This is a genomic window from Xanthomonas sp. NCPPB 3200 (assembly GCF_056393585.1).
In genome coordinates, this window is the sequence record NZ_CM150785.1 from 2,372,212 (window position 1) to 2,387,168 (window position 14,957).

Sequence of the window (14,957 nt, forward strand, 5' to 3'; positions counted from 1 at the left end):
TCCCCATCACTCCCGAAGCCGATCTGCTCAGCGTAGACGGCGAGCACCTGCGCCCGCTGGCCGAGCGCATGCGTCCGCGCACCCTTGACGAGATGGTCGGGCAGAAGCGACTGCTCGCGCCCGACAGCGCATTGCGACGCGCGGTGGAATCCGGCCGTGTGCATTCGATGATCCTGTGGGGCCCGCCCGGTTGCGGCAAGACCACCCTGGCACTGCTGCTGGCGCATTACGCCGACGCCGAGTTCAAGGCGATCTCGGCAGTGTTGTCGGGTTTGCCCGAGGTGCGCCAGGTGCTGGCCGAGGCTGCGCAGCGCTTTGCCGGCGGGCGCCGCACGGTGTTGTTCGTCGATGAGGTGCACCGCTTCAACAAGGCGCAGCAGGATGCGTTCCTGCCGCATATCGAGCGTGGCACGATCCTGTTCGTCGGTGCGACGACCGAAAATCCCTCGTTCGAACTGAATTCGGCATTGTTGTCGCGCTGCCGCGTGCACGTGCTGGAAGGCGTTTCGCCGCAGGACATCGTCGAGGCCTTGCAACGTGCGCTGCACGATCCGGAGCGCGGGCTGGGGCAGGAGAGCATCCAGGTCAGCGATGCCTCGCTGCTGGAAATTGCCAGCGCGGCCGACGGCGACGTGCGCCGCGCATTGACCCTGCTGGAGATCGCCGCGGAACTGGCAGGCGGCGAGGGTGGCCAGATCACCCCGCAGACGCTGCTGCAGGTGCTGGCCGACCGCACGCGTCGCTTCGACAAGAACGGCGAGCAGTTCTACGACCAGATTTCGGCGCTGCACAAATCGGTGCGCAGCTCCAACCCCGATGCCGCGCTGTACTGGCTCACGCGCATGCTCGACGGCGGCTGCGACCCGGCCTATCTGGCGCGGCGGCTGACCCGCATGGCGATCGAAGATATCGGCCTGGCCGATCCGCGCGCGCAGAGCATGGCGCTGGAAGCCTGGGACATCTACGAGCGTTTGGGCAGCCCGGAGGGCGAGCTGGCGTTCGCGCAACTGGTGCTGTATCTGGCCAGCACCGCCAAGTCCAATGCCGGCTATGCCGCCTTCAACCAGGCCAAGGCCGAGGTGCGCGCCACCGGCACGCAGGAGGTGCCGCTGCATCTGCGCAACGCGCCGACCAAGCTGATGAAGACGCTGGGCTACGGGCAGGACTATCAATACGACCACGACGCCGAAGGCGGGATCGCGCTGGACCAGACCGGCTTTCCGGATGCGATGGGCGAGCGGGTCTATTACAACCCGGTGCCGCGCGGGCTGGAGATCAAGCTCAAGGAAAAGCTCGACCGCCTGCGCGCCGCGCGCGAACAGGCGCGGGCTGACAAGGGCGGCAAGCCCACGGCATAATCGGCCGCACAGGAGATGGCATTCCTCCTTGAACCGCACGCACCCTGCGCGCTGATGATGCCTGCCCACCCCCGCCGGGGCGGCAGGTCTGCGCCCCGGCATCTTTTCTCGCCCAGAAACTGGATGATGCCGATCATGCGCGACACCTTGTTGAACCCCCCTTCTGCCGCCTGCGGAGTGCGCGCATGAACACGCCGGTGTGGTGGCAGCAATTGCTGCTGGCGATGACCGGCGGTGCGCTGGGCTCCGGCCTGCGCTTTGCCATCGGTGCCTCGTTGCTGCAGCGCTTCGGTAACGGATTTCCGTGGGGCACGCTGACCGTGAATCTGCTCGGCTCGTTCGTCGCCGGCGTGCTGCTGGTCTGGCTGGATGCGCGCGGGCCAGCAAGCTGGCCGTTGCGGGCCTTGTTGATCGTCGGCGTGATCGGCGGGCTGACCACGTTCTCGTCGTTGATGATGGAATGCCTGGTATTCGCACGCACGGATCGGTCCGCGATGATCGGCGTGTATCTGGCCATCACGCTGGTGGCCGGGCTGGCGCTGGTGTTCGCCGGTGCGCGTGCCGGTCAGTGGCTGGTGGCGCGTTAGGCGCAGCTCTGCCGTGTAATCGCGGCAGTGAAGCCAAGGCCGGGATGCGGCGACGTTGCGAGCGTAGATACACGCCGACGATTGAATAGCTGGCATGTGTTGGCGCCGCCGGGCAACGGTCAACCTGCCATCAGGAGCCATGCTCGGACGCGACGCCTGGTCGCGTGCCTGTCGGGCGCGCCGACGGATGCTTGGTGTCGCTGGCATTCGCTGGCGACCGTTTGCACTGGCGCATAAAAAAGGCGTGCTCGCGCACGCCCTGATTGACTGACAGCCTGATCTGCACTGCGAGATCGGCCCGGCGGCCGATCCCGCAGTACATGACTTACAGCGCTTCGATGATGCCCGCCGCGCCCATGCCGGTGCCGATGCACATGGTGACCATGCCGTACTTCTGCTGACGACGGCGCAGGCCGTGTATCAGGGTGGCGGCACGGATCGCACCGGTAGCGCCCAGCGGGTGGCCCAGGGCGATGGCGCCGCCGAGCGGGTTGACCTTGGACGGATCCAGCTCGCTGTCGCGGATCACCGCCAACGCCTGCGCGGCAAAGGCTTCGTTAAGCTCGATCCAGTCGATCTGGTCCTTGGTCAGGCCGGCCTGCTTCAGCGCCTTGGGAATCGCCGCGATCGGGCCGATCCCCATCACCTCCGGACGCACGCCGGCCACCGAGAAGCTGACAAAGCGCGCCAGCGGGGTCAGCCCGTAATCCTTGATCGCCTGCTCGGAGGCCAGCAGCACCGCACCGGCGCCGTCGCTCATCTGCGAGGAGTTGCCGGCGGTGACGCTGCCGCCGAACTGGCCGTTGCGGAACACCGGACGCAGCTTGGCCAGGCCTTCGAGCGAGCTGTCCGGGCGCGGGCCTTCATCGGTGTCGACCAGCCGCTTGCGCAGCGCGATGACATTGCCGGCCAGGTCGGGCTGGTGCGACAGGATTTCGTAGGGAGTGATCTCGTCGCGGAATTCGCCGGCGGCAATGGCGGCAATCGCCTTCTGGTGCGAAGCGAGCGCGAATGCATCCTGATCCTCGCGCGAGACCTTCCATTCCTCGGCCACTTTCTCGGCGGTGATGCCCATGCCGTAGGCGATCGCGACGTGGTCGTCGGCAAAGACGTTCGGCGACATGGCGACCTTGTTGCCCATCATCGGCACCATCGACATCGACTCGGTACCGCCGGCCAGCATCAGGTCGGCATTGCCCAGACGGATCTGGTCGGCGGCCATCGCCACGGCCTGGATGCCGGACGAACAGAAACGATTGATGGTCTGGCCGGCCACGCTGTTGGGCAGGCCGGCGAGCAGCACGCCGATGCGCGCCACGTTCATGCCTTGCTCGCCCTCGGGCATCGCGCAGCCGATGATGGCATCGTCGATCCGCGACAGATCGATGCCCGGCGCCTGCGCCACCACCGCACGCAGCACGTGCGCCAGCATGTCGTCGGGACGGGTATTGCGGAACACGCCCTTGGGCGCCTTGCCGACCGGCGTACGGGTGGCGGCGACGATGTAGGCTTCTTGAATCTGCTTGCTCATGGCTATCTCCGATAGCCGGGAATCGAGAATGGGGAATCGGGAATCGCAAGTGCGGATTCGCCTGAGTTCGCCATTTTCATTACCCGGCAGAATAGTGGGGAGAAGCGGGGAGTCGGTTGGGCTTTTACCCATTCCCGATTCCCCACTCCCGATTCTCAGTTCCTGAGTGGCTTACCCGTCTTGAGCATGTGCCCAATCCGCGCCTGGGTCTTTTCCTGCTGGGCCAGTTCGACGAAGTGCTTGCGCTCCAGCTTGAGCAGCCATTCTTCGTCGACCAGTGCGCCGCGATCGACTTCACCGCCACACATCACCGTGGCGATACGGGTGGCGATTTCATAGTCGTAGTCGCTGATGAAGCGGCCTTCCAGCATGTTGACCAGCAGCATCTTGAAGGTGGCGATGCCGACGTCGCCGGCGACCTGGATGCGGCGTGCCGGCAGCGGGGCGCGGTAGCCACCCTCGGCCAGGGCGCGCGCTTCGGCCTTGGCAATGTGCAGCGACTCGAAGCTGTTGAACACCACCTTGTCGGTGGCGCGCAGCAGGCCCAGCTCCTTGGCATTGACCGCCGAATTGGAGACCTTGGCCATCGCGATGGTTTCGAAGGTCTTCTTCAGCTCGGCGAACACATCGCCGCCCGGACCTGCGGCCTGCGAGGCGCGCACGGCGATTTCCTTCAGGCCGCCGCCGGCAGGCAGCAGGCCAACGCCAGCTTCGACCAGGCCGATATAGCTTTCCAGCGAAGCCACGGTCTTGGCGCTGTGCATCTGGAACTCGCAGCCGCCGCCCAGCGCCAGCCCGCGCACGGCCGAAATCACCGGCACCTGCGCGTACTTGATGCGCTGGCTGGTGGCCTGGAAGTTGGCGACCAGCGCTTCGAATGCATCGACCTTGCCGGCCTGCAGCAGACCCAGCGCGCCGGCCAGATCGGCGCCGGCGGAGAAGGGCTCCTTCTGCTGCCAGATCACCAGCCCGGCGAAGTCCTTCTCGGCGCGGCCGACGACCTCCTGCAGGCCGTTGAGCACGTGATCGGAGACGGTGTTCATCTTGGTCTTGAAGCTGACCACGGCGATGTCGTCGCCGTCATGCCACATGCGCACGCCGTCGTTTTCGAACACCGTCTCGCCCGGCGAGAACTGCTCGCCCAGCAGCGGATCGGGGAAGCGCTGGCGCTTGTACACCGGCAGTGCCGAGCGCGGCAGCTTGGCGTCGCGCGCCGGGCTGTACGAGCCTTCGGCCGCATGCACGCCGTCGCGGCCGTCGAACACCCAGTTCGGCAGCGGCGCGCTGCTCATGCTCTTGCCGTTGGAGATGTCTTCGGCAATCCACTGCGCTACCTGCTTCCAGCCGGCGGCCTGCCAGGTCTCGAACGGGCCGAGCGACCAGCCGTAGCCCCAGCGGATCGCCAGATCCACGTCGCGCGCGGTCTCGGCGATATCGGCCAGGTGGTAGGCGCTGTAGTGGAACAGGTCGCGGAAGGTAGCCCACAGGAACTGCGCCTGCGGGTGCTGGCTCTCGCGCAGTTTGGCGAACTTCTCGGCCGGGTTCTTGATCTTGAGGATCTCGACCACTTCCGGCGCCGCGCTGCGATCGGCGGTTCTGTAATCCTGCTTCTCCAGGTCCAGCACCACGATGTCCTTGCCGACCTTGCGGAAGATGCCGGCACCGACCTTCTGGCCGAGCGCGCCCTTGCCGATCAGCGCCTCCAGCCACTTGGGCGACTTGAAGTACTGGTGCCACGGATCGTCGGGCAGGGTGTCGCCCATGGTCTTGATCACGTGCGCCATGGTGTCCAGGCCGACCACGTCCGAGGTGCGGTAGGTCGCCGACTTCGGGCGCCCGACCAGCGGGCCGGTCAGCGCATCGACTTCATCGAAGCCCAGCCCGAACTCGGCGGTGTGGTGGATGGTGGACAGGATCGAGAACACGCCGATGCGGTTGCCGATGAAGTTCGGGGTGTCCTTCGCATACACCACGCCCTTGCCCAGCGTGGTGACCAGGAAGCTTTCCAGTCCTTCCAGCACGGCCTTGTCGGTGCCCTTGGCGGGAATCAGTTCGGCCAGGTGCATGTAGCGCGGCGGATTGAAGAAATGCACGCCGCAGAAGCGGTGGCGCAACTGCTCGGGCAGCACGTCGGAGAGCTTGTTGATGCCCAGGCCCGAGGTATTGGAGGCCAGCACGGCGTGATCGGCCACGAACGGGGCGATCTTCTTGTACAGGTCCTGCTTCCAGTCCATGCGCTCGGCAATCGCTTCGATGATCAGGTCGCAATCGCGCAGCTGCTCCAGACCGCTTTCATAGTTGGCCGGCGTGATCGCCTCGGCCAGGGCCTTGCTGGCGAGCGGGGCAGGGCTGAGCTTGCCGAGGTTGGCGATGGCCTTGAGCACGATGCCGTCGGCAGGACCTTCCTTGGCAGGCAGGTCGAACAGCACGGTGTCGACACCGGCATTGGTGAGGTGCGCGGCGATCTGCGCGCCCATGACGCCGGCACCGAGCACGGCAGCACGACGGACTAGCAACGGATTGGACATAGCGATGAGCCTTTGGTGTGAGCGACTACGGTGTGGAATGGGTACGGAAACCGGGTTCCGCAAAACGAATCAATTCGCGCGCGGCGCGCGCGCGGTGGTCGGCCTCGCTGACCCCGGCCGGGCGCTTGATCAGTCCGAAATCGGCCATCGCATAGGTGAGCGCACCGGCCAGGAAATCCAGGCGCCAGTACAGCTCTTCCTTGCTCAGGCCCGGCACGCAGGCAGCGATGGCCTTGCCGAACTCGCGCAGCACATGCCCGTAGTGGTCGGACAGGAACTTGCGCAGGTTGTCGTTCTTTTCAGCATAGGCGCGCGCAATCACCCGCACGAACGCGCCCCCGCTCTGGCGGTCCTGCGCCATTGCCAGCGCCGGCTCGACGAAGGCCGCCAGCACCGCGGTGAGCTCGCCCGGCTGTGACTTCCTGGCCGCCTCCAGTTGCTGCAGGCGCGCGGCGGTCATCTCGTCCATGCGGCGACGGAACACTTCGTTGACCAGGTTTTCCTTGGACCCGAAGTGGTAATTGACCGCCGCGATATTGACGTCGGCCTGGGTGGTCAGCTGGCGCAGAGAGGTTCCCGCGAAGCCATGCTGGGCGAACAGCTCCTCGGCCGCGCCGAGGATGCGGTCCTTGGTGGAGAAGTGGGCGGGCTTGGGCATGCGCGGGGCGGAACTCAATCAAACGATTGTTTGAGTCTACGGGCTGGACGCTGTGGCGGTCATGCGGCAACGCAGCACGATTCAGGGGGCGGTGTGCAAATGCAGCGACGAAGGGATAGAATTGACCATCGCAAAGAAGCCTAAGCCCGCGTTTTGACGCGGGTTTTTTTCATGATAACCTCGGGCCTTCAGTGGCCCGCCCAACGGAGATCCTCCCATGGCGCTGGAGCGCACCCTGTCCATCATCAAGCCCGACGCCGTTGCCAAGAACGTCATCGGCGAAATCTACAGCCGTTTCGAGAAGGCCGGCCTGAAGATCGTGGCGTCCAAGTACAAGCAGCTGTCGCGTCGCGAAGCCGAAGGCTTCTATGCCGTGCACCGCGAGCGTCCGTTCTTCAACGCGCTGGTCGAGTTCATGATCTCCGGCCCGGTGATGATCCAGGCGCTGGAAGGCGAGAACGCCGTTGCCGCACACCGTGACCTGCTGGGCGCGACCAATCCCAAGGACGCTGCGCCGGGCACCATCCGCGCCGACTTCGCCGACTCGATCGATGCCAATGCCGCCCACGGCTCGGATTCGGTCGAGAACGCTGCCAACGAAGTCGCGTATTTCTTTGCCGCCACCGAAGTGGTCTCGCGCTGAGGCCGAGAGAGTCGAATCGTGAATGAGGTCGTGATCCCCTCCGTGCTGCAGGACGTTCCCGTCCGTACCCCGGAACTGCGCAAGCAGAACCTGCTCGACCTCGACCGCGAGGGACTGGAGCGCTTCTTCGCCGATACGCTCGGCGAAGCGCGCTACCGTGCCCATCAGGTGATGAAGTGGATCCACCATCGCTACGTCACCGATTTCGATCAGATGACGGACCTCGGCAAGGCGCTGCGTGCGAAGTTGCACCAGCACGCCGAGGTTCTCGTCCCGAATGTCGTGTTCGACAAGCCGTCCACCGACGGGACCCACAAGTGGCTGCTGGCCATGGGCACCGACGGCAAGAACGCGATCGAAACCGTCTACATCCCCGACAAGGGCCGCGGCACGCTGTGTGTGTCGTCCCAGGTCGGCTGCGGCCTGAACTGCACCTTCTGTTCGACTGCCACCCAGGGCTTCAACCGCAACCTCACCACCGCCGAGATCGTTGGGCAGGTGTGGGTGGCGGCGCGCCATCTGGGCAACGTGCCGCACCAGCAGCGCCGCCTCACCAATGTGGTGATGATGGGCATGGGCGAGCCGCTGATGAATTTTGACAATGTCGTGCGCGCGATGAGCGTGATGCGCGACGACCTGGGCTACGGCCTGGCCAGCAAGCGGGTGACGCTGTCGACCTCGGGCCTGGTGCCGATGATCGACCGGCTCTCGACCGAAAGCGATGTCTCGCTGGCGGTCTCGCTGCATGCGGCCAACGACACGCTGCGCGAAAGCCTGGTGCCGTTGAACAAGAAATACCCGATCGCCGAGCTGATGGAATCCTGCGCGCGCTATCTGCGCGGAAACAAGAAGCGCGATTCGGTCACCTTCGAATACACCTTGATGAAAGGCATCAACGACCAGCCCGAGCATGCGCGCCAGCTGGCCAGGTTGATGCGTCAGTTCGACAATGCGGTGCAGTCCAAGGACGCCGGCAAGGTCAACCTGATTCCGTTCAATCCATTCCCGGGCACGCGTTACGAGCGCTCGGGCGAGACCGAGATCCGCGCGTTTCAGAAGATCCTGCTCGACGCACAAGTGCTGACGATGGTGCGGCGGACCCGTGGCGACGATATCGACGCCGCCTGCGGGCAGCTCAAGGGGCAGGTCATGGACCGCACCCGTCGTCAGGCGGATTTCCTGCGCACCCTGGAAGGGCAGGCCGGTCGAGATGCGGCAGCGTGATCTAGCAGCCATGGCGGCTGTGGCGATCGCACTGTGCGCGGTCGGCTGCGGTGGTCGCAATGCCAAGCCTGGCAAGATCAGGAGCGTGGAACAGGTTGCGCCGAGTTATGACTTCCATGACAGCGCGGCGACACGCGACCGAATTGCGTTGGAACAGAGGCTGGGTCTTGCAAACAATCGCCTGCAAAGTGGTGACTATGCGGCTGCCGAGCAATTGGTGCGTGAGGTCTTGAAGAAAACGCCTGATTCGGTCGATGCGTTGATGTTTTTGGGCGTGATTCAGCAGGGCCAGGGGGATGCGGCAGCGGGCGAAACTTATCGCCGAACTGCCGAGTTGGCGCCCCAGCGCGGTGACGTCTTGAACAACTATGGTGCCTGGCTGTGTGCCAACGGACAGCCGGCCGAATCGCTTAGCTGGTTCGATCGGGCACTGCAGGACACTAATTACCCGCCTGCTCCGGCATTGGCGAATGCCGGCGGGTGCGCGGCACGGGCTGGGCAAACGGAGCGCGCGGTGCGCGATCTCCGCAAGGCTTTGGAAATGGATCCTGTCAACGCGTATGCGCTCGAATCGATGGCGCGTTACGAAGCAGGGCAGAAAGCGTATTTCGAAGCGCGTGCGTTTATTGAACGACGGCTTGCGGCTGCACCGGCAACCGCTTCCGTGTTACAACTCGCCATTCAGATTGAGCAAGGGCTAGGCGACAAGGTAGCTGCCAGCCGTTATCAACAGCGGTTGGTCAAGGAATTTCCTGACGCAGCGACCGCTAACCCCGGGGCCAATGCATTGTGATCAGTGATTCCAATCCGAACCCTTTCGAGCAGGAAAAGGGCTGCGGACAGCATTTGCGCGACGCGCGCGAAGCGGCAGGTCTGAGCGTGGACGATGTCGCCGGCAAGCTGCGCATGCCGGCGCATGTGGTGCGCTCGCTGGAGCAGGAAGACTGGCAACGCCTGGGTGCGCCGGTCTTTGTGCGCGGTCAGTTGCGCAGCTATGCGCGCTTGCTGCATGTGGACCTGGAGCCACTGCTGCAGCAAGCGGCGATTGCGCCGATCGAGCCGGTCAAGCTGGTCAGCCACACGCATACGCCGCGGGCGCGGCGCATCCTGGAGAGCACGGCGCGCAAGGCGATGTATGTGGTGATCACCGGCGTGTTCGCGGTGCCGGTGTGGTACGCGACCCGTTCGCATCTGGATGGCAAGGCGCCTAGCACGGTATCGCTGGACAGCATGCCGGAAGCGCCCGGGACCGGCACCCCGGCCAACACTGCCACGCAGCCGGCCAGTGCGCCGCGCGAGCAGCCGGCGCCGTACATCGCGTCGATGACGCCGGTGCCGCGGGCCACGCCCGAGGTCGAGACCCCTGCAGGCGGCAGTTTGTCGTTGAGTTTCAGCGGCGACAGCTGGGTGCAGATTCTGGCACCGGATGGCAGCGCGGTCGAAAAAGCACTGGTGCGTGCCGGCGAGCGTCGCAGTTATTCGCCAGGGCAGGTGGGTCGCATCGTGCTGGGTAATGCGTCGGCGGTAGAGGTTCAGCAAGGCGGCAGTATCGTCGATGTGAAACCGTTCCAGCGCGCTAACGTGGCCCGTTTTGCGGTATCCTCCGACGGCTCCGTGGTACCTGCTTCCGAGTGAAGCGGACTGCGGTTTTTCATTTTTCCCTATTGATGTTCCGCGCCTCCGGGATGACGGAGCGAGAGTACGCATGGCGATCGACGATCTGCTGGACGAACACGAACAAGGCGAACGCGTTCGTTCCTGGTTGAGAAAAAATGGCGCAGGGCTGGTAGGCGGCGTCGTGGTTGGCCTGGCCCTGATCCTGGGCTGGCAATGGTGGCAGAAGCACACCGCCACCCAATCGGTGGAAGCCAATGCCCGTTACGAAGCGGTGGTCAAGTCCATCCAGGGCAAGGACCTGGACAAGGCGGCCAAGGACATCGTGGCGCTCGATGACGGCAAGGGCGGTGTCTACGCCGAACTGGCTGCATTGCGTCTGGCCAAGGCCCAGGTGGATGCCGGCAAGCATGCCGAAGCGATCAAGACCCTGCGCGACGTGCCCGCCGAAGGCGAGCTCAAGCAGATTGTGCAGCAGCGCCTGGCGCGTGTGTTGACCGAAAGCGGCAAGCCGGACGAAGCGATCAAGCTGCTGGCCGATGCGCAGGACCACACCAGCCTTGAGATCCGCGCCGATGCGCTGGTCGTGCAGGGCAAGCCGGACGAAGCGCGTGCGCTCTACGCCAAGGCCCTGACCACGGTGGACGTGGCCTCGCCGCAGCGCCGTTTGCTGGAAACCAAGCTGATGGATGTGGGCGGCAAGGTGCCCGATCCGGCGGAGCAGATTTGATGAAGCAGGTTGATATGTACAAGCGCATTGCATTGATCGCCCTGATGGGCGTGTCGCTGGCCGGTTGCAGCACCGTCAAGGGCTGGTTTGCCGGAAAGGACGCCGCCGCCAAGAAGGCGCAGGAACCTGCCGAGCTGGTCAAGTTCGAGCCGACGGTCAAGGTCGACAAGATCTGGTCCACCGGCGTGGGCAAGGGCGAAGGCCATATCGGCGTGCGCCAGCGTCCGGCGGTGGCCGATGGCAAGGTGTACGCCGCGGCGATCACCGGCGGCGTGCAGGCGCTGGATCTGCAGACCGGCAAGCGCGTGTGGGAATACAAGCCCAAGAAGGAAGAGCGTAACGATCGCAAGTTCAAGCAGCGCCTGTCCGGTGGCCCCGGCGTCGGCGAAGGCCTGGTGGTGATCGGCACCCTGTCTGGCGACGTGATTGCCTTGAACCAGGCTGATGGCACCGAAAAATGGCGTGCCAAGGTGCCGAACGAAGTCATCGCCGCACCGGCGATTGCACAGAACCTGGTGTTGGTGCGCAGCAACGATGGTCGCGTCAGCGCCTTCGACGCGGCCACCGGCGAGCGTCGCTGGTTCCATGCCGAAGAAGGCCCGACCCTGTCGGTGCGCGGCAATGCGCCGATCGTGACCGGCCCGGGCGTGCTGTTCGTCGGCAACGACAGCGGCACCTTGAGCGCCCTGGCGCTGCAGGACGGCCGCCCGTTGTGGGAACAGGCGATCGGCGTGCCGGAAGGCCGCACCGAGCTGGAGCGCATGGCCGATGTGGACGGCGCCCCGGTGCTCGATGGCACCACGCTGTATGCGACCAGCTTCAAGAACGAAACCCTCGCACTGGAAGGCCCGAGCGGCCGTCCGCTGTGGACGCGCGATCACGGCGGCGCCGGTGGCGTTGGCGTGTCTTCGGCGGTGGTGGTGGTCTCCGACAACGCCGGCTCGGTGTGGGGCCTGGACAAGAGCAGCGGTGCGGCAATGTGGTCGCAGGCTGCGCTGGCGCGTCGCTCCCTGACCGGTGTGGCCATCCAGGGCGATTACGCTGTGGTCGGCGATTACAAGGGCTATCTGCACTGGCTGAAACTCAGCGACGGTGCACTGGCCGCGCGCGCTCGCGCTGGACGCGACACGCTGCTGGCGCAGCCGATCGTCGTGGACGGCATTCTGTTGGTACAAAACACCGATGGCGATATCACCGCCTTCCGGTTGGCACAATAAGGACTTCGCGATGCTGCCCCTGGTCGCCCTGGTCGGACGGCCCAATGTCGGCAAGTCCACCATCTTCAATGCGCTGACGCGCACCCGTGACGCGCTGGTCCACGACCAGCCCGGCGTCACCCGCGACCGTAACTACGGAGTCTGTCGTCTCGACGAGGAACGTCCGTTCATCGTCGTCGATACCGGCGGTATTGCCGGTGACGAGGAAGGCCTGGCCGGCGCCACCGCGCGGCAGGCCCGCGCCGCTGCCGGCGAGGCCGATCTGGTGCTGTTCGTGGTCGACGGCCGCGAAGGCGCCTCCTCGCTGGACGACGAGATCCTGGCCTGGCTGCGCAAGCTGGCGCGGCCGACCGTGCTGGTCATCAACAAGATCGACGGCACCGATGAGGAAACCGTGCGCTCGGAATTCGCGCGCTACGGGTTCTCCGATGTGGTGGCGTTGTCTGCCGCACATCGGCAGGGCATCGACGAACTGCTCGAGGAAGTCGGCGCACGTCTGCCCGAGGAAGGTGCCGGCGAGTTGCTGGATACCGACCCGGCGCGTGTGCGCATCGCCTTCGTCGGCCGCCCGAACGTGGGCAAGTCGACGCTGGTCAATCGCCTGCTCGGCGAAGAACGCATGATTGCCTCGGAAGTGCCGGGCACCACGCGCGATTCGATCGCCGTGGACATGGACCGCGACGGGCGCCAGTACCGATTGATCGATACGGCCGGCCTGCGTCGCCGCGGCAAGGTCGAGGAGGCGGTGGAGAAGTTCAGCGCGTTCAAGACGCTGCAGGCGATCGAGCAATGCCAGGTTGCGGTGCTGATGCTCGATGCCGGCGAAGGCGTCACCGACCAGGACGCGACCATTCTGGGCGCCATCCTGGACGCTGGCCGCGCCCTGGTGGTGGCGATCAACAAGTGGGACGGGCAGAGCGACTACCAGCGTGCGCAGGCCGAAGACCTGCTGGCGCGCAAGCTGGGCTTTGTCAGCTGGGCCGAGGCGGTGCGGATTTCCGCGCTGCACGGCTCGGGCATGCGCGAGCTGTTCCAGGCGATTCACCGTGCACATGCGTCGGCCACGCACGAATTCAGCACCAGCGAAGTCAACCAGGCGCTGGAAATCGCCTACGAGACCAATCCGCCGCCGAGCATCCGTGGCCACGTCTCCAAGCTGCGTTACGTGCATCCGGGTGGCGCCAATCCGCCGACTTTCATCGTGCACGGCACGCGCCTGAAGGTGCTGCCGGAGTCCTACAAGCGCTATCTGGAAAACTTCTTCCGCAAGCGCTTCAAGCTGGTCGGCACGCCGGTGCGTTTCATCTTCCGCGAAGGTGCCAATCCGTACGAGGGCAAGAAGAACACGCTCACCGAACGGCAGGTGGCGCGCAAAAGGCGGTTGATGAAGCACGTCAAGGGCAAGTAAGCAGGGAACGGCCCGTGCCTGGCCAATGATCATCAGATGGAGTGGCCACAGCGCCTGCACCTGCCGTGGTCCAGTGCCGCGAGCTACGCCAGGAAGGTGCAGTGATTCCTTCTGGCATCTGCACTGGCAGTGCCTGGCATTCTGAGTCGTCGTGGTGCACTGTTATCCTGCGTGCCATGACCGACTATCCCTCCCGCATTCCCTATGCACAGGCGCTGCAGATCCTGCAGGCCGTCGCTGCCAACAGCCGTCCGCCCGACGAGAACATCGCCACCTCGCGTGCCGACGGGCGGATCAGCGCTGCCGATCTGATCGCACCGATCGCGTTGCCGCCCTTCGCCAACAGCGCGATGGACGGCTTCGCGTTGCGGCATGCCGATGTCGCTGGCGGCGATGCGTCGTTGCAACTGGTCGGCGAGCAATTCGCTGGCGAGCGCTGGACCGGAACGCTGGGCGCCGGCCAATGCCTGCGCATCACCACCGGTGCGCCGCTGCCCGATGGTGCCGATACGGTGATCCCGAAAGAGGATGCGCAGGAACGCGATGGCGTGGTGCGTTTCCATAGCATGCCTGCGCCGGGTGCGGCGGTGCGCCAGGCTGGCAGTGACGTGCGCGCGGGCGATCTGGTGGTGCAGAGTGGCCAGGTGTTGACGCCTGCCCGGATCGGACTGGCGGCTGCGCTCGGTCTGTCGCGGCTTGCGGTGGCGCCGCGGCCGACCATTGCGGTGCTGGCCACCGGCGATGAACTGGTGGAGCCGGGCATGCCGTTGGGACCAGGACAGATCTACAACAGCAACCGCGACATGCTGATGGCGCAGCTGCGGGCACTGGGCTACGCGCCGACCGCATGGCCGACCCTGCCGGACGATCCGCAGCGCATCCGCACCATGCTGGAGGACGCGGCTGCGGCGTTCGATGTGGTGATCACCTGCGGCGGCGTGTCGGCTGGCGAAAAGGATTACCTGCCGCGCCTGATCCAGGAGCTGGGGCGGATCCATTTCTGGCGTGTGCGCATGCGCCCGGGCATGCCGGCGGTACTGGGCCAGATCGGGCGCTGCCTGGTGCTGGGTCTGCCAGGCAATCCGGTCTCGGTGCTGGCGACGCTGATCGCCTACGGCGTGCCGCTGCTGGATGGCCTGCAGGGACGTAGCGAGCCGCGCCCGCTGTGGCATGCGGCCCTGGCCAGTCCGTGGGAAAAACGCCACGAGCGCCTGGAGTTCCTGCGCGGGCGGCTGGAGTGCGGCGAAGACGGGCGTCTGACGGCGTTGCCGCATCGTGGCGATGCATCGCACCTGCTGCGTGGCGCGGCCGACAGCAATGCCTTGATCGTGTTGCCCGAGCAGGCACGGCGCTTCGAGGCGGGCGAGAGCGTGCGGGTGATTCCTTACGCGCTTTGAGCGTTTGGTACAGCACGCGCGACAAACAGCAGGGGCCGCGCTCGCCGTCAGGCGGGCGCTAT

General features: G+C 65.4%; 13 protein-coding genes and 1 riboswitch. Of the genes, 10 read left to right on the forward strand and 3 right to left on the reverse strand.

Going from position 1 to position 14,957, the window contains the following annotated elements:
- Positions 1 to 68 precede the first annotated feature (68 nt).
- A complete protein-coding gene (locus AC06DU_RS10350) occupies positions 69 to 1,358 on the forward strand; it encodes a replication-associated recombination protein A (protein ID WP_226427869.1) in 1,290 nt (429 codons plus the stop codon).
- 2 nt (positions 1,359 to 1,360) lie between these two features.
- A riboswitch (Fluoride riboswitch) is annotated at positions 1,361 to 1,429 on the forward strand.
- A 114-nt stretch (positions 1,430 to 1,543) separates the two neighbouring features.
- Entirely contained in the window at positions 1,544 to 1,945 is a 402-nt protein-coding gene (crcB, locus tag AC06DU_RS10355) for a fluoride efflux transporter CrcB (RefSeq protein WP_184578037.1), read from the forward strand.
- Positions 1,946 to 2,270: 325 nt separating this feature from the next.
- Here crcB and AC06DU_RS10360 read toward each other — a convergent pair whose 3' ends face one another.
- The 3 genes from AC06DU_RS10360 to AC06DU_RS10370 form a co-directional block, all read right to left on the reverse strand.
- On the reverse strand, positions 2,271 to 3,476 hold the full coding sequence (locus tag AC06DU_RS10360; protein ID WP_478204313.1) for an acetyl-CoA C-acyltransferase: 1,206 nt from the start codon (positions 3,474 to 3,476) through the stop codon (positions 2,271 to 2,273).
- Positions 3,477 to 3,631: 155 nt separating this feature from the next.
- Positions 3,632 to 6,004 (reverse strand): 3-hydroxyacyl-CoA dehydrogenase/enoyl-CoA hydratase family protein, encoded by a 2,373-nt coding sequence (locus AC06DU_RS10365; protein WP_102581678.1) that lies wholly within the window; start codon positions 6,002 to 6,004, stop codon positions 3,632 to 3,634.
- 25 nt (positions 6,005 to 6,029) lie between these two features.
- Complete coding sequence (locus tag AC06DU_RS10370; protein WP_024940119.1) at positions 6,030 to 6,662, reverse strand: TetR/AcrR family transcriptional regulator; 633 nt, start codon at positions 6,660 to 6,662, stop codon at positions 6,030 to 6,032.
- Between the two features lie 217 nt (positions 6,663 to 6,879).
- Between AC06DU_RS10370 and ndk the strand changes: the two genes are divergently transcribed.
- From ndk to AC06DU_RS10410, 8 genes are all read left to right on the forward strand, one after another.
- Positions 6,880 to 7,305 (forward strand): nucleoside-diphosphate kinase, encoded by a 426-nt coding sequence (ndk, locus tag AC06DU_RS10375; RefSeq protein WP_024940120.1) that lies wholly within the window; start codon positions 6,880 to 6,882, stop codon positions 7,303 to 7,305.
- 18 nt (positions 7,306 to 7,323) lie between these two features.
- The gene (gene rlmN / locus AC06DU_RS10380) at positions 7,324 to 8,529 is read left to right on the forward strand and encodes a dual-specificity RNA methyltransferase RlmN (RefSeq protein WP_039527310.1); all 1,206 of its coding nucleotides are present in this window, start codon (positions 7,324 to 7,326) and stop codon (positions 8,527 to 8,529) included.
- Positions 8,530 to 8,539: 10 nt separating this feature from the next.
- Positions 8,540 to 9,322, forward strand: a complete 783-nt coding sequence (locus AC06DU_RS10385; RefSeq protein ID WP_478204409.1) for a tetratricopeptide repeat protein — start codon at positions 8,540 to 8,542, stop codon at positions 9,320 to 9,322.
- Positions 9,319 to 10,164 (forward strand): RodZ domain-containing protein, encoded by an 846-nt coding sequence (locus AC06DU_RS10390; RefSeq protein ID WP_478204314.1) that lies wholly within the window; start codon positions 9,319 to 9,321, stop codon positions 10,162 to 10,164. Before AC06DU_RS10385 ends, AC06DU_RS10390 begins: the two co-directional genes overlap by 4 nt.
- A 70-nt stretch (positions 10,165 to 10,234) precedes the next feature.
- The gene (locus tag AC06DU_RS10395; protein ID WP_478204316.1) at positions 10,235 to 10,873 is read left to right on the forward strand and encodes a YfgM family protein; all 639 of its coding nucleotides are present in this window, start codon (positions 10,235 to 10,237) and stop codon (positions 10,871 to 10,873) included.
- A complete protein-coding gene (gene bamB / locus AC06DU_RS10400; protein ID WP_478204318.1) occupies positions 10,873 to 12,090 on the forward strand; it encodes an outer membrane protein assembly factor BamB in 1,218 nt (405 codons plus the stop codon). Before AC06DU_RS10395 ends, bamB begins: the two co-directional genes overlap by 1 nt.
- A 10-nt stretch (positions 12,091 to 12,100) precedes the next feature.
- The gene (gene der / locus AC06DU_RS10405) at positions 12,101 to 13,498 is read left to right on the forward strand and encodes a ribosome biogenesis GTPase Der (protein WP_024940126.1); all 1,398 of its coding nucleotides are present in this window, start codon (positions 12,101 to 12,103) and stop codon (positions 13,496 to 13,498) included.
- A 176-nt stretch (positions 13,499 to 13,674) separates the two neighbouring features.
- Positions 13,675 to 14,895 carry a molybdopterin molybdotransferase MoeA gene (locus AC06DU_RS10410; protein ID WP_184614495.1) on the forward strand — a complete coding sequence of 407 codons (1,221 nt, stop codon included), beginning with the start codon at positions 13,675 to 13,677 and terminating at the stop codon, positions 14,893 to 14,895.
- Positions 14,896 to 14,957 lie beyond the last annotated feature (62 nt).

Excerpts from the sequence above, each read along its gene's own strand:
- AC06DU_RS10350 (WP_226427869.1), top strand. The coding sequence starts at position 69 with ATGCGTCCGCGCACCCTTGACGAGATGGTCGGGCAGAAGCGACTGCTC.
- crcB (WP_184578037.1), top strand. The coding sequence starts at position 1,544 with ATGAACACGCCGGTGTGGTGGCAGCAATTGCTGCTGGCGATGACCGGC.
- AC06DU_RS10360 (WP_478204313.1), bottom strand. The coding sequence starts at position 3,476 with ATGAGCAAGCAGATTCAAGAAGCCTACATCGTCGCCGCCACCCGTACG.
- AC06DU_RS10365 (WP_102581678.1), bottom strand. The coding sequence starts at position 6,004 with ATGTCCAATCCGTTGCTAGTCCGTCGTGCTGCCGTGCTCGGTGCCGGC.
- AC06DU_RS10370 (WP_024940119.1), bottom strand. The coding sequence starts at position 6,662 with ATGCCCAAGCCCGCCCACTTCTCCACCAAGGACCGCATCCTCGGCGCG.
- ndk (WP_024940120.1), top strand. The coding sequence starts at position 6,880 with ATGGCGCTGGAGCGCACCCTGTCCATCATCAAGCCCGACGCCGTTGCC.
- AC06DU_RS10385 (WP_478204409.1), top strand. The coding sequence starts at position 8,540 with ATGGCGGCTGTGGCGATCGCACTGTGCGCGGTCGGCTGCGGTGGTCGC.
- AC06DU_RS10395 (WP_478204316.1), top strand. The coding sequence starts at position 10,235 with ATGGCGATCGACGATCTGCTGGACGAACACGAACAAGGCGAACGCGTT.
- bamB (WP_478204318.1), top strand. The coding sequence starts at position 10,873 with ATGAAGCAGGTTGATATGTACAAGCGCATTGCATTGATCGCCCTGATG.
- der (WP_024940126.1), top strand. The coding sequence starts at position 12,101 with ATGCTGCCCCTGGTCGCCCTGGTCGGACGGCCCAATGTCGGCAAGTCC.
- AC06DU_RS10410 (WP_184614495.1), top strand. The coding sequence starts at position 13,675 with ATGACCGACTATCCCTCCCGCATTCCCTATGCACAGGCGCTGCAGATC.